Source organism: Streptomyces katrae, assembly GCF_002028425.1.
GTDB lineage: Bacteria > Actinomycetota > Actinomycetes > Streptomycetales > Streptomycetaceae > Streptomyces > Streptomyces katrae_A.
On the sequence record NZ_CP020042.1, the window covers coordinates 1,733,392 to 1,750,629 of the forward strand.

At 73.6% G+C, this 17,238-nt stretch carries 15 protein-coding genes, 2 tRNA genes and 1 pseudogene; 7 read left to right on the forward strand and 11 right to left on the reverse strand.

Going from position 1 to position 17,238, the window contains the following annotated elements:
- The first annotated feature begins 102 nt into the window (after nucleotides 1-102).
- The gene (locus B4U46_RS07910) at nucleotides 103-1,104 is read left to right on the forward strand and encodes a PAC2 family protein (RefSeq protein ID WP_079425307.1); all 1,002 of its coding nucleotides are present in this window, start codon (nucleotides 103-105) and stop codon (nucleotides 1,102-1,104) included.
- A gap of 150 nt (nucleotides 1,105-1,254) precedes the next feature.
- Here the strand turns inward: B4U46_RS07910 and mshC are convergent, their stop codons facing one another.
- The 4 genes from mshC to B4U46_RS07930 form a co-directional block, all read right to left on the reverse strand.
- Nucleotides 1,255-2,484: a cysteine--1-D-myo-inosityl 2-amino-2-deoxy-alpha-D-glucopyranoside ligase gene (mshC, locus tag B4U46_RS07915; RefSeq protein WP_079425309.1), complete on the reverse strand. Its 1,230-nt coding sequence runs from the start codon at nucleotides 2,482-2,484 to the stop codon at nucleotides 1,255-1,257.
- Between the two features lie 120 nt (nucleotides 2,485-2,604).
- Nucleotides 2,605-3,399 carry an SCO1664 family protein gene (locus B4U46_RS07920; protein ID WP_079425311.1) on the reverse strand — a complete coding sequence of 265 codons (795 nt, stop codon included), beginning with the start codon at nucleotides 3,397-3,399 and terminating at the stop codon, nucleotides 2,605-2,607.
- 5 nt (nucleotides 3,400-3,404) lie between these two features.
- Entirely contained in the window at nucleotides 3,405-3,995 is a 591-nt protein-coding gene (locus B4U46_RS07925; protein WP_079425313.1) for a DUF3090 domain-containing protein, read from the reverse strand.
- 75 nt (nucleotides 3,996-4,070) lie between these two features.
- A complete protein-coding gene (locus tag B4U46_RS07930) occupies nucleotides 4,071-4,778 on the reverse strand; it encodes a histidine phosphatase family protein (protein ID WP_079425315.1) in 708 nt (235 codons plus the stop codon).
- 55 nt (nucleotides 4,779-4,833) lie between these two features.
- Between B4U46_RS07930 and corA the strand changes: the two genes are divergently transcribed.
- Nucleotides 4,834-5,826: a magnesium/cobalt transporter CorA gene (gene corA / locus B4U46_RS07935; protein ID WP_079425317.1), complete on the forward strand. Its 993-nt coding sequence runs from the start codon at nucleotides 4,834-4,836 to the stop codon at nucleotides 5,824-5,826.
- 15 nt (nucleotides 5,827-5,841) lie between these two features.
- Here corA and B4U46_RS07940 read toward each other — a convergent pair whose 3' ends face one another.
- Both B4U46_RS07940 and B4U46_RS07945 read right to left on the reverse strand, forming a co-directional pair.
- Nucleotides 5,842-6,630: a hypothetical protein gene (locus tag B4U46_RS07940; RefSeq protein ID WP_079425320.1), complete on the reverse strand. Its 789-nt coding sequence runs from the start codon at nucleotides 6,628-6,630 to the stop codon at nucleotides 5,842-5,844.
- A 289-nt stretch (nucleotides 6,631-6,919) separates the two neighbouring features.
- Nucleotides 6,920-7,969, reverse strand: coding sequence for an LLM class F420-dependent oxidoreductase (locus tag B4U46_RS07945; RefSeq protein ID WP_079425322.1), 1,050 nt, complete (start codon nucleotides 7,967-7,969; stop codon nucleotides 6,920-6,922).
- A gap of 109 nt (nucleotides 7,970-8,078) precedes the next feature.
- Here B4U46_RS07945 and B4U46_RS07950 point away from each other — a divergent pair, with 109 nt between their 5' ends.
- Both B4U46_RS07950 and B4U46_RS07960 read left to right on the forward strand, forming a co-directional pair.
- On the forward strand, nucleotides 8,079-9,062 hold the full coding sequence (locus tag B4U46_RS07950; protein WP_079425324.1) for an aldo/keto reductase: 984 nt from the start codon (nucleotides 8,079-8,081) through the stop codon (nucleotides 9,060-9,062).
- Nucleotides 9,059-11,421: pseudogene (locus B4U46_RS07960) on the forward strand (helix-hairpin-helix domain-containing protein). The gene B4U46_RS07950 and the pseudogene B4U46_RS07960 overlap by 4 nt, the downstream one beginning before the upstream one ends.
- An 80-nt stretch (nucleotides 11,422-11,501) precedes the next feature.
- Here the strand turns inward: B4U46_RS07960 and B4U46_RS07965 are convergent.
- A complete protein-coding gene (locus B4U46_RS07965) occupies nucleotides 11,502-12,167 on the reverse strand; it encodes a hypothetical protein (protein WP_079425329.1) in 666 nt (221 codons plus the stop codon).
- Nucleotides 12,168-12,214: 47 nt separating this feature from the next.
- Between B4U46_RS07965 and B4U46_RS07970 the strand changes: the two genes are divergently transcribed.
- Nucleotides 12,215-12,403 (forward strand): DUF5703 family protein, encoded by a 189-nt coding sequence (locus B4U46_RS07970; RefSeq protein WP_079425334.1) that lies wholly within the window; start codon nucleotides 12,215-12,217, stop codon nucleotides 12,401-12,403.
- Nucleotides 12,404-12,473: 70 nt separating this feature from the next.
- Here B4U46_RS07970 and B4U46_RS40160 read toward each other — a convergent pair whose 3' ends face one another.
- The 3 genes from B4U46_RS40160 to B4U46_RS07985 form a co-directional block, all read right to left on the reverse strand.
- Complete coding sequence (locus B4U46_RS40160) at nucleotides 12,474-13,262, reverse strand: chaplin (protein ID WP_079425336.1); 789 nt, start codon at nucleotides 13,260-13,262, stop codon at nucleotides 12,474-12,476.
- A 150-nt stretch (nucleotides 13,263-13,412) separates the two neighbouring features.
- On the reverse strand, nucleotides 13,413-13,646 hold the full coding sequence (chpH, locus tag B4U46_RS07980; protein ID WP_079425338.1) for a chaplin ChpH: 234 nt from the start codon (nucleotides 13,644-13,646) through the stop codon (nucleotides 13,413-13,415).
- Nucleotides 13,647-13,782: 136 nt separating this feature from the next.
- Complete coding sequence (locus tag B4U46_RS07985; RefSeq protein ID WP_079425341.1) at nucleotides 13,783-15,123, reverse strand: M20/M25/M40 family metallo-hydrolase; 1,341 nt, start codon at nucleotides 15,121-15,123, stop codon at nucleotides 13,783-13,785.
- 153 nt (nucleotides 15,124-15,276) lie between these two features.
- Between B4U46_RS07985 and B4U46_RS07990 the strand changes: the two genes are divergently transcribed.
- Both B4U46_RS07990 and B4U46_RS07995 read left to right on the forward strand, forming a co-directional pair.
- Nucleotides 15,277-15,361 (forward strand) — tRNA-Leu (locus tag B4U46_RS07990).
- Between the two features lie 163 nt (nucleotides 15,362-15,524).
- Nucleotides 15,525-15,609: transfer RNA gene (locus B4U46_RS07995), tRNA-Leu, on the forward strand.
- A 160-nt stretch (nucleotides 15,610-15,769) separates the two neighbouring features.
- On the opposite strand, the gene B4U46_RS08000 is transcribed toward B4U46_RS07995, so the two are convergent.
- Nucleotides 15,770-17,209: an amino acid permease gene (locus B4U46_RS08000; RefSeq protein ID WP_079425343.1), complete on the reverse strand. Its 1,440-nt coding sequence runs from the start codon at nucleotides 17,207-17,209 to the stop codon at nucleotides 15,770-15,772.
- Nucleotides 17,210-17,238 lie beyond the last annotated feature (29 nt).

The window sequence follows — 17,238 nt, forward strand, 5'->3', positions numbered from 1 at the left end:
GCGGTTCCGAGGGGAACCGCCCCTCTGTCGTGGACTGTGGCGGCCGACCCCACAAGGCTTAGGCTTTCCCACGTACACAAGGAACTTCGGAAGGAGACCTGGGTGATCGAGCTTGAGGGCGTGCCCGAGCTGATCGACCCGGTCATGGTGGCCGCGTTCGAGGGCTGGAACGACGCGGGTGACGCCGCCTCCGGTGCGGTGGCGCACCTGGACCGGGAGTGGAAGGGCGAGGTCTTCGCGGCGCTCGACGCCGAGGACTACTACGACTTCCAGGTCAACCGGCCGACGGTGTTCCTGGAGCACGGGGTCAGGAAGATCACCTGGCCGACGACGCGGCTGTCGGTGGTCCGGATCGGCGGGGCGAAGCCGCGCGACCTGGTGCTGGTGCGGGGCATCGAACCGTCCATGCGGTGGCGGTCGTTCTGCAACGAGCTGCTGGGTTTCGCGCACGAGCTGGGCGTGGAGATGGTCGTCATCCTCGGCGCGCTCCTCGGGGACACCCCGCACACCCGGCCGGTGCCGGTCAGCGGGGTGACGTCGGACCCCGACCTGGCGCGGACGATGGACCTGGAGGAGACCAAGTACGAGGGCCCGACGGGGATCGTGGGCGTGCTCCAGGAGGCCTGCACGCACGCGGGGGTCCCGGCGGTGTCGCTGTGGGCGGCGGTGCCGCACTACGTGTCGCAGCCGCCGAACCCGAAGGCGACGCTGGCGCTGCTGAACCGGCTGGAGGACCTGATCGACATCAGGATCCCGCTCGGGGAACTGCCGGAGGACGCGCGGGCGTGGCAGCTGGGGGTGGACCAACTGGCCGCCGAGGACAGCGAGGTGGCGGAGTACGTCCAGACGCTGGAGGAGGCGCGGGACACGGCGGACCTCCCGGAGGCGTCCGGGGACGCCATCGCGCGGGAGTTCGAGCGGTACCTGCGGCGGCGGGACCCTTCGTCTGCCGACGGGCCGGGGGACGGGTCGTACCTGCGGGACACGTCTGCGGGGCCGCGGGCGTCGAAGCGGAAGCCGGAGCCTTCTGCGGAGGAGCCTCCGGCTGCGCCGCCGGAGCCGGATGAGCCGGGGGACGACTCCCCCGAGGCCCCGCAGGCGTAGCCGTCCGGGAGGGAGGGCGGGCGGGGTGCGGCTGCCGCTGCGCGGAGCGGTCCCCTACCCGCCCTTCCACCGTTCCCAGGGGGCTCCGCCCCCAGACCCCCGCGCCTCAAACGCCGGCGGGGCTCTGTCTGGCCCCGCCGGCGTTTGAGGCTACAGCGCTACGCCCAGGAGGGCGTCCACCGTGCGGGAGACGAGGCCGGGGGCCGTCTCGTCCGTTTCGTCGGAGGCGAGCTGCCGCTCGACCCAGCGGTCCACCGCCGCGAGGGCGGCAGGGGCGTCCAGGTCACGGGCCAGGGCCTCGCGGACCTCCTCCACCAGCGAATCGGCGGGAACGCCGTCCGGGCGGGAGACCGCCGCGCGCCAGCGCGCCAGGCGGGCCTCCGCCTCGGCGAGGACGGCGTCCGTCCACTCCCAGTCCGCCCGGTAGTGGTGCGACAGCAGCGCCAGGCGGATGGCGGCCGGGTCCACGCCGGCGCGCCGCAGGGCCGAGACGAAGACCAGGTTGCCCTTGGACTTCGACATCTTCTCGCCGTGCAGGGCGACCATGCCCGCGTGGACGTACGCCTTGGCCATCGGGAACTCGCCCGTCAGCGCGTGCGCGTGGGAGGCGCCCATCTCGTGGTGCGGGAAGGCGAGGTCGGAGCCGCCGCCCTGGATGTCGAAGCCCATGCCCAGGTGTTCCAGGGCGATGGCCACGCACTCGATGTGCCAGCCCGGCCGGCCGGGCCCCAGCGAGGCGCCGTCCCAGCTCGGGTCGCCCGGGCGGGCGGCCATCCACAGCATCGGGTCCAGGGGGTTCTTCTTGCCCGGGCGGTCCGGGTCGCCGCCGCGCTCCGCGGACAGCAGCCGCATCGCCTGGGCGTCGAGGTGGGAGACCCCGCCGAAGTGCGGGTCGGACTCCACCGAGAAGTAGATGTCGCCCTCGAGTTCGTACGCGGCGCCCGCGTCGCGGAGCCGCTCGACCAGCGGCACGATGCCGGGTATGGCCTCGACGGCGCCGATGTAGTGCTGCGGGGGCAGCATCCGCAGGGCGGTCATGTCCTCGCGGAAGAGGGCGGTTTCGCGCTCCGCGAGCTCGGTCCAGTCGTGCCCGTCGCGCAGCGCCCGCTCCAGCAGCGGATCGTCCACGTCCGTGACGTTCTGGACGTAGTGGACCTGGCGCTTGTTGTCGAGCCACACGCGCTGAACGAGGTCGAACGCGTTGTAGGTCGCCGCGTGACCGATGTGGGTCGCGTCGTACGGAGTGATTCCGCAGACGTAGAGGCGGGCGACGGGACCGGGGTCGACGGTGACCGTCGCCCGGGTCGCGGTGTCGTGGATCTGGAGGTCGCGGCCCTTGCCGGGCAGGGCGGGGACCTCAGAAGCGGGCCAGGCATGCATGCTTCGAGCCTAACCGGACGACTGTTCCGGAAACGAATGGGAGCAGCACTGTTGGCTTGATCGCCACCCTTGCGCTTTGGCCGGATCTGTGCGTCCGTCCTCTTCGGGCGTCCGCCCTGCTCAGACGGGCGGCCAGGGGATCGACGGCCACTGCCCGGAGGGCTTGGGGTGCGTCCCGCTGCGCAGCAGGAAGGCGACACGGGCCCGTACGGCGGCCAGCTCTGCGGGGGTGATCAGTTCGGCCAGCCGGGCGGTCAGCGGGGCGTCCTCGGCCAGCTGGGCCTCCAGGGAGGTCAGCACGGAGCGCGCCTCACCGGTCAGCGGCTCCCCCGCCCAGCCCCAGAGCAGGGTGCGGAGCTTGTCCTCGGAGTGGAAGGTCACACCGTGGTCGATCCCGTAGAGGCGGCCGTCGGGCGCGGGGAGCAGGTGGCCGCCCTTGCGGTCACCGTTGTTGATCACGGCGTCGAGGACGGCGAGCCGGCGCAGCCTGGGGTCGTCGGCGTGGACGAGCAGGGCCGTGCGGCCCTCCCCGACCTCGGCGAGGGCGACCGCCTTCCAGCCCTCCCCGGCCTCCTCGCCCTCCACGAGCGCGAGCAGCTGCGGCTCCGGCTGTTCTCCGGCGTCGATCCAGTGCTGCACCATGCCCTCTCCGTAGGGGCCGTCGCGCAGCACGGTGGTGGGCACGAGCCCCCAGCCGGTGGCCTCGGAGACGAGGTAGGCGGCGCGCTCGCGCCGGGCGAGGTTGCCGTCGGGGAAGTCCCACAGCGGCCGCTCGCCCTTGACGGGCTTGTAGACGCACTCGGCGCTGCGGCCCTCGTAGGCCACGGTGCACAGCAGCACGGCGTTGGACGCCTCGGCGATGCGGCCGCGGACAGTGAGCTCACCGCGGGTGAGCAGCTCCTCTATCGGGGTCACGCCGCTCACACCTGACGCCGGTACCCGTTCTGGCGGGGGCACACGTGCCCCTCGGGGTCCAGGGGCAGGCTGCACAGCGGGCACGGCGGGCGGCCGGCGTTGACCACGTCCAGGGCCCGCTTGGCGAAGGCCCGCGCCTGGGCGCCGGAGAGCCGTACGCGCAGCATGGGCGGGCCGTTCTCCTCGTCCTGGAGGAGCCGCTCCTCGGCCTCTGCCAGGTCCTCCTCGGAGTCGGCGTCGAGTTCGACGAGCGCCTGGGCCTCGACGATCATGCGCTGCTGTTCGCCGTCCCAGGCCAGCGCCATGGTGCCGACGCGGAACTCCTCCTCGACGGGGACGTCCAGCGGTGCGGTGTCGGCGGCTTCGGCGGAGGCGACGGCGGGGACGGGAGCGTTGCCCCCGGTGCGGCGCACGACCTCGTCCAGCAGCTCGTCCATCCGCTCGGCCAGCGCCGCGACCTGCGTCTTCTCCAGGGAGACACTGGTGACGCGGGGGCCCTGGGAGGCCTGGAGGAAGAAGGTGCGACGTCCAGGCAGACCGACGGTGCCCGCCACGAAGCGGTCCGGCGGGTCGTAAAGGAACACCTGACGGGGCACGACCGGTCTCCAAGTCTGGGGCGGGGGCAGGGCTGCGCAGTTGTGTTGGCCCTGCCACCCTACTGCGCCATCCGATCAGGCCGCGCCCGCGCCGCCGCCCACGACGGCGTTGCCGCCGCCCTCGGCCGCGCTCTCCGCGGGCGGCGCCGCGGCCGGGATCAGCGGGGCGAAGTCGCCGGTGTCGCCGAGGCGCAGCAGGAAGGGCCTGGTGGGGGTGTAGCGGATCGCGGTGACCGAGCAGGGGTCGACGTGGATGCGCTGGAAGAGGTCGAGGTGCATGCCGAGGGCGTCGGCGACGACGGACTTGATGATGTCGCCGTGGGAGCACATCAGGAAGACGGCGTCGGCGCCGTGCTCCTCCTCGATCCGCGCGTTCCACTCGCGGACGGCCTCCACGGCGCGGTTCTGCATGGCACGCATGGACTCGCCGCCGGGGAAGGCGGCGGCCGAGGGGTGCTGCTGGACGATCTTCATGAGGGGTTCGTCGCCGAGTTCGGAGAGCTTGCGGCCCGACCAGTCGCCGTAGTGGCACTCCCCGATCCGCTCGTCGGTGTGCAGGGGCAGGCCGGGGCGGGCGGCGAGCAGCGGGGCCAGGGTCTCCCGGCAGCGCTGGAGCGGGCTGCACACGGCGGCGGCGAGGGGCACTCCGTCGAGTCGTCCGGGCAGCGCGGCGGCCTGCCCGGCGCCCCGCTCGTCGAGGGCGACCCCGGGGGTCCAGCCGGCGAGCAGACCGGCGGTGTTGGCGGTGGACCGCCCGTGTCGTACGAGGATCAGCGTGGCCATGGGGGCCAGCCTAAGCGGTGCGGCCGACGTGCGGGCGGGCGCCGGTGGGGGAAGAATGCCCCGCGTGATTGTGGACTGCGCGATGTACCGTGACGGCCGGCGCTCCGAGGCCCCGGGCGACCTCTCGGAGGCCCTGGCGCAGGCGCGCGCGGTGGGGGACGCCTTCCTGTGGATCGGCATGTACGAGCCGACGGAGGAGGAGTTCGCCCACGTCAGCCATGAGTTCGGGCTGCACAGGCTGGCGGTGGAGGACGCGCTGACCGCGCACCAGCGGCCGAAGCTGGAGGTGTACGACGACTCGCTGTTCGTCGTCCTCAAGCCGGTCATGTACGACGACGACGCGGACACGGTGACCACGGGCGAGCTGATGCTGTTCATCGGCGACTCGTTCGTGGTGACCGTCCGGCACGGCGAGGGCGCGGCGCTGGCGGCCGTGCGGCGGCGGCTGGAGCACGAGCCGGGGGTGCTGCGGCACGGGCCCACGGCGGTGCTGTACGCGGTGTCCGACGCGGTGGTGGACCACTACATCGAGGTGGCGGCCGAGCTCCAGGCGGACCTGGAGGAGCTGGAGGCGGAGGTCTTCGCGCCGAACGTCACGGACACGAAGAACACCGCGGCCCGGATCTACGGGTTCAAGCGGCAGGTGCTGGAGTTCCGCCGGGCGACGAGCCCGCTGCTGCAGCCGATGGACCGGCTGGCCTTCGGGGACGTGCCGTTCGTGCACGACCACGCCAGGCCGTTCTTCCGGGACGTCGCCGACCACCTGACGAAGGCGAACGAGTACGTCGAGGGCCTGGACCGGCTGCTGTCGGACGCGCTGGCCGCGCACCTGGCGCAGATGGGGGTCCGGCAGAACGACGACATGCGCAAGATCTCCGCGTGGGCGGCCATGGCGGCCGTGCCGACGATGGTCGCGGGGATCTACGGGATGAACTTCGACCACATGCCGGAGCTGCGGGAGTGGTGGGGCTATCCGGTGGTGCTGCTGCTGATGGTGGGCCTGTGCCTGGGGCTGCACCGGATGTTCAAGCGGCGCGGCTGGCTGTGAGGGCCGCGGCCCGGCTCAGGCGAGGCCGGGCGCGGGGGCGGGCCGGCCGCCGAGCGGGTTCGCGCGCTCGGGCGCGCGCAGTGCGATCATGCGGTGCCAGCCGCTGAAGCGCTCGTACGCGTACATCCCGCGGATGCCGGCGGCGAGCGCGGCCGCCTTGGGGGCGGGCCAGCGCAGCAGCCGGCCCATGTGGTCCATGACGGCGAGGCTGACGTCCCGGTAGACGCCGATCTCGGCGAGGGCGCTGTCGCGCAGGACCCGCTGGATGGTCCGGCCGTGGCCCTCGCGTGCCAGGCGCAGCAGTTCCTCGTGGCAGTAGGCGAGGTGGTTGTCCTCGTCGTGGCTGATCACCCTGATGGCCTTGCCGACCTCGGGGTGGTCGCCGAAGTGGCGCAGGAGCATGTCCATCTGGTCGGCGGCGCGCTGTTCGGTGACCCGGCTGTGCGCGAGGTAGACGACGATGTCCTCCTCGCTCAGCGGCTCGTCGCGGCGCAGTTTCTCGTGGGCGAGGCCGATGCCGCGGCCTTCGAGGAGCATGGTGTAGTCGGTCTCGGGCGGGACGGGCACGGCGGGCAGGCCGCGCTTGCGCAGCAGGGCGCGGAAGATCCGGCCGTGTTTGTCCTCGTCGGCGCCGTGCCGGACGATCTTGGGCGCGAGGTCGCGCATGCCGTCGGGGACGAGGGCGGCGATCCTGGCGTTCTCCCAGCCGCCCTGCGACTCCCCGCCGGCGGCGATGGAGCAGAACAGCTGGAAGGAGGCGTCGTCGTCGACGATCTCCTGGAACAGGCTGCGTGCGGAGAGCATGGAACGAGTCAAATGCGGATGGAGCGGGCGGGCAACCGTGGGGTGCCGCGACTCGCCCGAATGAACGAAACCGCGGACCGTACCGCGGGGCGTAACCCCGCGGGCGGGCCGGGCGTTGTTCGCTGTGTCGGCCGTGGCGGGGAAGACCCCCCGAGCCCCCACCACGGCCGCTGACCCCTCTCCGACGCCGCCCCGCACCGCCGCGCGGGCTTCGGGTGACCGCGCGGGGCCCGCCCGGCGGTGGCCGGGGGAGGCTCCGTCCGACGGCCGCCGGGGCGGCCCGTGCGCGTCAGGCCAGGCCGGCCAGCTCCAGGGCCTCGGTGCCGGCCCGCAGGGCGGTGAGCCGCTCGTCCAGGGTGAACCCGGCGGGGGCGAGCGTGAGGGTGGTGACCCCGGCACCGGCGTAGGCCCGCATCCGGTCGGCGATGCGCTCCACCGAGCCGAGCAGGGTGGTGGAGTCGATCAGCGAGTGCGGAACGGCGGCCGCCGCGCCCGTCTTGTCGCCGCCCAGGTACTTGGCCTGGATCTCGGCGGCCTCCTTCTCGTACCCCATCCGCCGGGCGAGCTGGTTGTAGAAGTTCTGCTTCGGGCTGCCCATGCCGCCGACGTACAGGGCGGTGTAGGGGCGGAACATGTCCGCGAGGGCGGTCACGTCCTCGCCGACGGCCAGCGGCACGGTGGGGCAGACGTCGAAGCCGTCCATGGTCAGTCCGGCCTTCGCGCGGCCCGCGCGGATGTGGCGCAGGGCCGTCTCCTCCAGGTGCTCGGCGGCCGGGAAGATCAGCAGGGCGCCGTCGGCGATCTCGCCGGTCTGCTCCAGGTTCTTGGGGCCGATGGCGGCGATGTAGAGCGGGATGTGCGGGCGCTCGGGGTGCACGGTGAGCTTGAGCGGCTTGCCGGGGCCGCCGGGCAGCGGCAGGGTCCAGTGCTCGCCGTCGTAGCTGAGGCGCTCGCGGCTCATGGCCTTGCGGACGATGTCCACGTACTCGCGGGTGCGGGCGAGGGGCTTGTCGAACTTGACGCCGTACCAGCCCTCGGAGACCTGGGGGCCGGAGACGCCGAGGCCCAGGCGGAAGCGGCCCTTGGTGAGGGAGTCCAGGGTGGCGGCGGTCATGGCGGTCATCGCGGGCTGGCGGGCCGGGATCTGGAAGATGGCCGAGCCGACGTCGATCCGCTCGGTCTGGGCGGCGACCCAGGCCAGTACGGTCGCCGCGTCGGAGCCGTAGGCCTCGGCCGCCCAGCAGACGTCGTAGCCGAGGCGGTCGGCCTCCTGGGCGACGGCGAGGTTGTCGGCGTCCATGCCCGCACCCCAGTAGCCGAGATTGATGCCGAGCCGCATGTGTCGTCCCCTTACGATGTGCCGGTTTACCGATCAGTAACGTAGGTCTGCGCAGGGACTCTAGCGCGCCCGACGGCCTCGCGGCAGTGCCCCAGTAGTCTCAGCGCTCATGGAGCAGAGGCATCTCGGCCGCACCGGACTGCGCGTCTCCCGGATCGGCCTCGGCACCCTGACCTGGGGCCGCGACACCGGCGAGGAAGCCGCCGCCGAGCAGTTGAAGACGTTCTGGGAGGCGGGCGGCACGCTGGTCGACACGGCCGACGTGTACGCAGGCGGGGAGTCGGAGTACCTTCTGGGGCGGCTGGTGGGCTCCCTCGTACCGCGCCGGGACCTGGTGATCGCGACCAAGGCGGGCAGCGTCCCGGACCCCGACAGGCGTTTCAACGGCTCGCGCGGACACCTGCTGGCTGCCCTGGACGACTCCCTGGACCGGCTGGGCACCGACCACGTGGACCTGTGGCAGGTCCACGCCTTCGACCCGCAGACCCCCCTCGACGAGACCCTTCAGGCGCTGGACCTGGCGGTGGCCAGCGGGCGGGCCCGCTACGCCGGGGTGTCGAACTTCAGCGGCTGGCAGCTGGCGAAGGCGGCGACCTGGCAGCTCGCGGCGCCGGGGGTACGGACCCGGCTGGCCTCGACGCAGATGGAGTACTCCCTCCTCCAGCGGGGCGTCGAACGGGAGGTCCTGCCGGCGGCCCTGGACCTCGGGGTGGGCCTGCTCCCCTCCTCCCCGCTCGGCCGGGGAGTCCTCACCGGCAAGTACCGCGAGGGCACCCCGGCGGACTCCCGGGGCGCGTCGGCCTCGCTCGCGGCGTTCGTGGAGCCGTACCTGGACGAGGCGGCGGGCCGGATCGTGGACGCGGTCGTCACCGCCGCCCAGGGCCTCGCGGTCACCCCGGTCCAGGTGGCCCTGGCCTGGGTCCGCGACCGTCCCGGGGTCGCCGCCCCCATCGTCGGCGCCCGCACGTCGGCGCAGCTCGCGGCGGCGCTGTCGGTGGAGGCCCTTAGTCTTCCGGAGGAGATCCGCCGGGCGCTGGACGACGTGTCCGCACCCGTGCACCGCTACCCCGACCAGGACTGGAGCACGCTGTGAGCACGGACCCCGAGACGACGCCCGAGGCCACGACCCCGGGGGCGCAGCCGGAGGCCTCCGGCGCACCCGGGGCCCAGGAGCGGCCCGGCGCGGACCGCGCCGAGGCCGGACCGGACGAGGGGCCGGGAGCGGAGCCCCTGGTTTCGGGAGGGGACGGGGAGGGGGACGACACCACAGGCCCCGGAGCGGAGGCCTCCTCTGCCGAGGGCACCGGCGAGGCGGAGCCCGGGGCGGAGGCCCCCACCGCCGAGCGCCCCTCCGAGGCGGAACCCGAAGCGGAGGCCCCCACCGCCGAGCGCCCCTCCGAGGCGGAGCCCGGAGCGGAGGCCCCCACCGCCGAGGGCACCGGCGAGGCGGGGCCCGGAGCGGAGGGCACCTCCGCCGAGGGCACCGGCGAGGCGGCGGCCCTTCGGACGGGGCCGGGGCCGAGCAGGCGGCGGCGCCGGGGCTGAGCGAGGCTCAGGCCGAGCTGGCCGCGCAGCGGATCGAGCGGGAGCGGATCGCGCGGCGCAAGGCCGAGCGGGACCACCCCGTCGACGCGGGCGGCAAGCTCAGCGGCCGGGCGGCCGACCTGCTGGCCGCCGTGCGGGCCGTGGAGAGCGGGGCCAAGGCGCCCGCCCTCACCTTCGACGAGGCCCCGCCCGCACCCCGCCGCCCCGCCCCCGCTCCCCCGCAGCCGCGCCCGCAGGCCCCCGCCCGGACCGTCGGCGACGCCGGGGCCGTCCGGGCCGTGCTGGCGCGCGGCGGGGCCCCGGAGGCACTGGCCGGGCCGGCCGCCGAGGTCCTCGGGGAGGGCGCGGCCGAGCAGCTGGCCGAGGACCCCTGGCGGCTCCTGGCCGTCCCCGGGGTGCGCCCGGCGCAGGCCGACGGCTTCGCCCAGGCCCTGCTCGGCCCCGCGGCCGGTCCCGCCGACGAGCGGCGCGGCGCCGCCCTGGTGGGCTGGCTGCTGGCGCAGGCCGCCGAGCGCGGGCACACCGCCCTGGAGGCCCCCGTGCTGGAGAAGGCCCTGGCCCAGTACGGGGTGCCGGCCCCCGCCGAGACCCTGGAGGCGGCGATCGGCGACGGCGCGGTGCTGGTGTTCCACGAACCGCTGGGCGAGCCCGTCGCGGAGGACGAGGAGCAGCCCGTACGCGTGCTCGTGGGCCTGGAGGAGCACGCCCTGGCGGAGGAGAGCCTGGCCGACGGCCTGGCCCGGCTGGCGGCCACCTTCACGGCCCCGGCCGACTGGTCCGCGGCGGCGGCCGGCCCGGGCGCCGAGCTGGTCCGTGCCGTGGCCGGAGCGGGCCTGGTCACCCACACGGGCGGCGAGGCGGCCCGCGCCGAACCCCTCGCCCTGGTGGCGGCCGCCCGCGAGCTGGGCCTGCGCACGGTCCTGGCCGGGCACGCCCCGGCGCCCGGGGCCGTCACGGTCGCTGAGCTGCTGGCGGGGGCCCAGGGCCCCGGCCGGGACGCGGACGGCCGCTTCGAGCTGGACCTGCTGGTCGTCCTGGACGCCCCGCAGCTGGACGTGGAGGCGGCCGCCGCCCTGGTGGAGTCGGTGCCGGACGGGGCCCGGCTGGTGCTCTCCGGTGACCCCGGGGTGCTCGGCTCGGCGGGGCCCGGCCGGGTGTTCGCCGATGTGCTGGCGGCCCGTGCCTTCCCCCACGTGGTGTCCCGGACCCCGGACCCGGGCCCGGTCGGCGAGCTGGTCTCGGGGATCGGGATCGGGGAGCTGCACCAGGTCGACGCCCCCGGCAAGGAGGTCGTCATCGTGCCGGTCCGCGACGCCGGCGAGGCCGTGCACCGCACCGTGCAGCTGGTGGCCGACTCGGTGCCGCGCGCCTTCGGCGTCCCGGCGGAGGGCGTGCAGGTCATCACCCCGGGCCACGGCGGCCCGGCGGGGACCCGCGCTCTGAACGCGGCCCTCAAGGAGCGGCTGAACCCGGGCCCGGGCCGGTTCGGCGGCTTCGACCCCGGCGACCGGGTGGTCCACGTGCCCGCGCCCGGGCGGGCGGTGCCGGCCCGGGTGGTGTCGGCCGACGCCGAGGGGCTGCACCTGGACGCGGCCGGCGGGCGGATCGTCGTGCCGAAGGACCGGGTGGAGTCGCGGGTGCGGCACGGCTGGGCGGTGACGGCGCACCAGGCCGTCGGCTCGCGCTGGCCGGCGGTGGTCGTGGTGCTGCCGGGGGACGCGGCGCAGACCCTGACCCGGGACTGGGTCTACACGGCGTTCGGGCGGGCCGTGCGGCACCTGTCGGTGGTGCACGGGGTCGACCAGGCCCTGGCGCACGCGGTGGCCCAGGTCCCGCCCAAGCCGCGCACGACCCGGCTCACGGGCCTGCTGCGGGCGCTGACGGCCGCCCAGCAGGAGCAGGTGTAGGGACGGCACCGAGCCGCCTCCGTCCGGGCGGGACGGAGGCGGCGCGGTGCCTCCCCGGTCGGGCCGGGTTCGGGCCGGGGTCAGGCCGGGGTCAGGCCGGAGGGCGCGGCGGGGCTGTCGTCGGTGTCGTCGTCCTCGAAGTACTCCGCGTCCTCGTCGAAGACGGAACTCACGTCGAACCGGTGCAGGACGTCCTGCGGGTCGGTCTGTCCGAAGGGCGAGCCCAGCCAGTCCCCCGGTTCCGCGACCTCCTCCAACGCGGCGATCCAGAGGGTGGAGTCGCCCTCCTCCAGGCCGAAGTCCTTGGAGCGGGAGGCGATCTCGTCGGGCTCGTACTCCCCGAAGAGCACGCCGAGCGCTCCGCCCGTGCCCCCGTCGTCGATGAGTTCGGCGTCACGGTCGTGCGCGGCGACGCGCTCGGCCTGGGCGATCAGCCGGGCCGGTTCGACGACGGTGTAGTCACGGCGGATGAGCACGCTGAACGCCGCGGGTTCGGCGGGGCCGGTGTAGCGGGCCCCGGTCTCGGGTGTCGGGATCTCGAAGGGGGTGACCTCGTCGTAGCGGTCGTAGAGGAGTTCGTCGTACTCCTCGGCAGCGGCGGCGAGTTCGTTGAACGCGGCGTAGACGGCCGGGTCCTCGTCCCCGATCCTGCTCTCGACCGCGGCGAGGTGACGGTCGAGAGCGGCCTTGACCGCCTCGGCGGCGGCGCGTACCTCGGCAACAGTGGGCAGAGCGGCATCAGACATAGTGCAGACGCTATCCGTAGCGGGCCGGTGCCCGCACAATAGATACGATGCCGGAATACGAATTCGTCGACGTGTACGTGCCCCGCGGGACCCCCCGCAAGGAGGCCACCCGCCTGCTGACCGACCACGCGGAGTACGGGCACTGGGAGCTCGACCGCATGACCCTGTACCGGGACGGCAGCCGTCGCGCGCGGCTGCGCCGCCGGATCATCCGCCAGGTCAGAGCCACCTGGTGACCGTGGGAGCGCCGGACACACGACGACGCGGGCCCCGGTGGTCCGGGGCCCGCGTCGTCCTGGGGGTGCGTCAGGCGGAGTTGCGGGCGCGCCGGTAGAGCACCGTCCCGGCCAGCAGCAGTCCGCCCGCGAGCGGGAGTCCGGCCGTCATGGCGTCACCGGCGCCGGTGGCGGCGAGCCCGCCGCCCGGTGCCGGCGTGGAGTGGCCGACGGGGGTGGTGCCGCCGCCCGTACCGGGGCCGGTGCCGGGCGTGCCCGGGGTGCCGGTGCCCGGGGTGCCCGTGCCGGGGGTGCCCGGCGTCTGGCCGCCCGGGGTGCCGGGGTTGTGCTGCCCGCCGCCCGGGGTGCCCGTGCCGGGGGTGCCGGGCGTCTGGCCGCCCGGGGTGCCGGGGGTGTGTCCCCCCGGGGTGCCGGGGTTGCCGCCGCCCGGCGTGTGACCGCCCGGGGTGCCGGGGTTGCCGCCCGGGGTACCGGGGTTGCCCGGGTTGCCGGGGTGCTCCCCGCCGGGGTGGCCCGGCTGGTCCTCGTCGCAGTCGTCATCGCCCGGGTTCCCGGGGTGCCCCGGGTTGCCCGGGTGTCCGGGGTTGCCCGGGTGCTGCGGCCCGTGCGAGGTGTTGGCGCAGCGGTTCCCGAAGGCCGGGTTCAGCCCCCCCACCACCGTCACGGTGTTGCCGCAGGCGTTCACCGGCACGTCCACCGGCGCCTGCACGTTGTTCCCGGACAGGAGGCCCGGGGAGTTCGCGGCGTGCCCGGAGGCGCCGGAGTCCGCCTGGGCGTAACCGCCGCCGAGCGCGAGGACACCCCCCGCCGCCGCCATCGTGACCAGCGTCTTCCTCGTGACCTGAACCGGTCGTCGCATCTGTACTCGTCCCCTGGTGAGTGCGTTCGCGTGGCGCACAGGCTGTACGGGCTCCCCCGCCTGCCGCGCCGACGTGATCTGGAGCCGGGCCGGAATGCCCGGCGGCCCCGGAGCGCTGGATTGCGCTCCGGGGCCAGAACTTCAGAAGCGTCAGGCGTTGACGCAGGTGTTGCCGAAGGCCGGGTTCAGCAGCGCGATCACGTTCACGGTGTTGCCGCAGACGTTGACCGGCACGTGGACCGGGACCTGGACGACGTTGCCGGACAGGACACCGGGGGAGCCGATGGCCGCGCCCTGGGCGTCCGCGTCGGCGACGGCGAGGCCGGCACCCGCGAGAACCAGACCACCGGTGGCAGCCGCAGCGGCGACAACCTTCTTGAGCATTGTTCCTCCTAGTAGGCAATGCGGTCCCAGCCGCGGACCGCACCACCTGTAACGAGGAGGGATCACCGGGGCTACGAGCGTATGAGCGCATTCACTCTTCTCAGTGGAATACGCACACCTTCCCGAATCCCCGGCGTTAGGCGTTGTCGATGAAGCGGTCGAGGACCCGTACGCCGAACTTCAGGCCCTCGACCGGAACCCGCTCGTCCACGCCGTGGAACATGCCCGCGAAGTCCAGCTCCGGCGGCAGCTGGAGCGGCGCGAAGCCGAAGCAGCGGATGCCGAGGTCGTCGAAGGACTTGGCGTCGGTGCCGCCCGAGAGCATGTAGGGCACGGCGCGCGCGATGGGGTCCTCGGCCCTGAGGGCGCCCTGCATGGCGTCCACGAGCTTTCCGTCGAAGTCCGTCTCCAGGGCCTTGTCGGCGTGCACGTCCTCCCGCTTCACGCGCGGGCCGAGGATCCGGTCGAGGTCCGCGAAGAACTCGTCCTCGTAGCCCGGCAGGAAGCGGCCGTCCACGTGCGCCGTGGCCTGGCCGGGGATGACGTTGACCTTGTAGCCGGCGCCGAGCATGGTCGGGGCGGCCGAGTTGCGCAGCGTCGCGCCGACCATCTTGGCGATCCCGCCGAGCTTGGCGAGGGTGGCGTCCATGTCGTCGGGGTCGAGCGGGGTTCCGAGCGCGTCCGAGAGTTCGTCGAGGAAGTGTCGAACGGTCTTGGTGACGCGGACGGGCCAGGTGTGGCGGCCGAGGCGGCCGACGGCCTCGCACAGCTCCGTGATCGCGTTGTCGGTGTTGGTCATGGAGCCGTGGCCGGCGGTGCCCTCCACCGTCAGCCGCATCCAGTGCATGCCCTTCTGGGCGGTCTCCACCAGGTAGAGGCGGAGGTTCTCGTTCACGGTGAAGGAGAAGCCGCCGACCTCGCCGATCGCCTCGGTGACCCCCTCGAAGAGCCCGGGGTGCTTGTCCACGAGGTGCCGGGCGCCGTACGTGCCGCCCGCCTCCTCGTCCGCGAGGAAGGCCAGCACGATGTCGCGGGGAGGCTTGCGCCCGCTGCGCATGCGGTCGCGCACGACGGCCAGCGTCATCGCGTCCATGTCCTTCATGTCGACCGCCCCGCGGCCCCACACGCAGCCGTCGGCGACCTCGCCGGAGAAGGGGTCGTAGGTCCAGTCGGCGGCGTTGGCCGGGACCACGTCGGTGTGCCCGTGGATCAGCAGCGCGGGCCGCGAGGGGTCCTCGCCCTCGATCCGGGCCACGGTCGAGGCGCGCCCCTTGTGCGATTCGAAGATCTGCGGCTCCAGCCCCACCTCGGCGAGCTTCTCGGCGACCCACTCGGCCGCCTTGCGCTCGCCGGGGCCCGAGTGGTCCCCGTAGTTGCTGGTGTCGATCCGGATGAGGTCCCGGCAGAGGTCTACGACCTCGTCCTGGCCCGAGACGGTCTTGCCCGCGGCCGCTGCGCTCACGCTGTTTCCTCCCATGGGTCACGTACCGGCTGACCCCCCATCCTCCCGCCCGGGGGCGCTCTCCCCAAGGGCGGTCCGCCGGCCGGAAGGGGTGTGATCGAGGACCCCGGACTGTTTGGTAATGTTTTCCACGTCGGAACGGCCGCGAGGCCGGGACGCACACACCCGGTCCGGGTGGCGGAATGGCAGACGCGCTAGCTTGAGGTGCTAGTGCCCTTTATCGGGCGTGGGGGTTCAAGTCCCCCCTCGGACACATCATGAGCAGGACCCCGCTTCGGCGGGGTCCTGCTTCGTTGTGCGGCGGGGGCTTCCTGTGGCCGGAAGCCGCTGGTCGGGGGTGGCGCGGACGCCCCCGGAATGTTTGGTAATGTTTCACCTGTCGCCACGGCCGCCGAGGCCGGAACGACACACACCCCGTCCGGGTGGCGGAATGGCAGACGCGCTAGCTTGAGGTGCTAGTGCCCTTTATCGGGCGTGGGGGTTCAAGTCCCCCCTCGGACACATGAAGAGCAGGACCCCGCTTCGGCGGGGTCCTGTTTCGTTTTCCGCCGGTTCGTCTTCCGCCGGTCCGTTCCCCCCGCTGCGCGGGCCCTGGAACGGCGAAGGGCCCCCGGGCGGGCCCGAAGCCCGTCCCGGGGGCCCCAGGGGCCCGTGGGGGTCGTCAGTCGCGCGAGGCGGCGATCTCGCTCACCCGGCGGCGGACCAGGAACCAGCCGCCGACCAGGGCCGCGGCGATGCCGGGGAGGATCATCACCGTGGTGCGGCCCACGCCTCCGTCGCACCACATCAGCACCAGGACGGTCACCAGGAAGACCAGGGTGACGATCTGCGTGTACGGCGCCCAGGGCAGCTGGTACGAGGGCCGCTCGACCTGCCCGTTCTGCGCCCGGCGCCAGAAGAACAGCGAACAGATCATGACCATGGCCCAGGTGCCGAGGATGCCGATGGAGGCCAGGTTGAGGACGATCTCGAAGGCCTCGCCGGGCATCCAGGCGTTGAGGCCGACGCCCGCGACGCCGAAGGCGGCGGTGAAGAGGACACCGCCGTAGGGGACCTTGCCCTTGTTCATGAGGCCGGTGAACTTCGGGGCGGAGCCGGACATGGCCATCGAGCGCAGGATCCGGCCGGTGGAGTAGAGGCCGGAGTTCAGGCTGGACAGGGCGGCCGTCAGGACGACCAGGTTCATGATGCCGGCGGCGCCGGGCACGCCCAGCTTGTCGAAGACCGTGACGAAGGGGCTCTGGCCGGCCGAGTACTCCGTGTACGGGAGCAGCAGCGCGAGCAGGACCACGGAGCCGACGTAGAACAGGCCCACGCGCCACATGATCGAGTTGATCGCCTTCGGCATGATCTTCTCGGGGTTCTCGGTCTCGCCGGCGGCGACGCCGCAGAGCTCGACGGAGGCGTACGCGAAGACCACGCCCTGGATGACCAGCAGCATCGGGAGCACGCCGGACGGGAAGATGCCGCCGTGGTCGGTGATGTTGGCCAGGCCCGGGGTGCTGCCGCCGATGTCGTGGCTGGTGGCGACCAGGTAGATGCCGACGATCAGGAAGATCGCCAGGGCGGCGACCTTGACCAGGGAGAACCAGAACTCCATCTCGCCGAAGTACTTCACCGAGATCAGGTTCGCGGTGAGGACCACGGCCAGGGCGATGAAGGCGAGCACCCACTGGGGGATGTCGGTGAACATCGACCAGAAGTGCGCGTAGGTCGCGGCGGCCGTGATGTCGGCCACGGTGGTGGTGGACCAGTTGAGGAAGTAGAGCCAGCCGGCCGTGTAGGCGCCCTTCTCCCCCATGAACTCGCGCGCGTACGAGACGAAGGCGCCGGAGGAGGGGCGGTAGAGGACGAGCTCGCCGAGGGCCCGGACCACGAAGAAGGCGAAGACGCCGCACACCGCGTAGGCGATGGCCAGGGAGGGTCCGGCGCCGGCGAGGCGGCCGCCGGCGCCGAGGAACAGGCCGGTGCCTATCGCCCCGCCGATGGCGATCATGTTGATGTGGCGGGACTTGAGGTCCTTGCTGTAGCCCTCGTCACCGGCGTCGACATGGCGGGAGGACGCCTCGGCGGGAGCCTCGGTCAAGGTGCGGTCACTCATATACGACTTCGCCTTCGTGGGTCGGACAG

Bases quoted from the DNA above. Each gene is read 5' to 3' on its own strand.
- B4U46_RS40160 (WP_079425336.1), bottom strand. From the start codon at position 13,262: ATGCGACGACCGGTTCAGGTCACGAGGAAGACGCTGGTCACGATGGCG.
- B4U46_RS07970 (WP_079425334.1), top strand. From the start codon at position 12,215: ATGCCGGAATACGAATTCGTCGACGTGTACGTGCCCCGCGGGACCCCC.
- chpH (WP_079425338.1), bottom strand. From the start codon at position 13,646: ATGCTCAAGAAGGTTGTCGCCGCTGCGGCTGCCACCGGTGGTCTGGTT.
- B4U46_RS07985 (WP_079425341.1), bottom strand. From the start codon at position 15,123: ATGGGAGGAAACAGCGTGAGCGCAGCGGCCGCGGGCAAGACCGTCTCG.
- corA (WP_079425317.1), top strand. From the start codon at position 4,834: ATGCCCCGCGTGATTGTGGACTGCGCGATGTACCGTGACGGCCGGCGC.
- B4U46_RS07950 (WP_079425324.1), top strand. From the start codon at position 8,079: ATGGAGCAGAGGCATCTCGGCCGCACCGGACTGCGCGTCTCCCGGATC.
- B4U46_RS07965 (WP_079425329.1), bottom strand. From the start codon at position 12,167: ATGTCTGATGCCGCTCTGCCCACTGTTGCCGAGGTACGCGCCGCCGCC.
- B4U46_RS07945 (WP_079425322.1), bottom strand. From the start codon at position 7,969: ATGCGGCTCGGCATCAATCTCGGCTACTGGGGTGCGGGCATGGACGCC.
- B4U46_RS08000 (WP_079425343.1), bottom strand. From the start codon at position 17,209: ATGAGTGACCGCACCTTGACCGAGGCTCCCGCCGAGGCGTCCTCCCGC.
- B4U46_RS07940 (WP_079425320.1), bottom strand. From the start codon at position 6,630: ATGCTCTCCGCACGCAGCCTGTTCCAGGAGATCGTCGACGACGACGCC.
- mshC (WP_079425309.1), bottom strand. From the start codon at position 2,484: ATGCATGCCTGGCCCGCTTCTGAGGTCCCCGCCCTGCCCGGCAAGGGC.
- B4U46_RS07930 (WP_079425315.1), bottom strand. From the start codon at position 4,778: ATGGCCACGCTGATCCTCGTACGACACGGGCGGTCCACCGCCAACACC.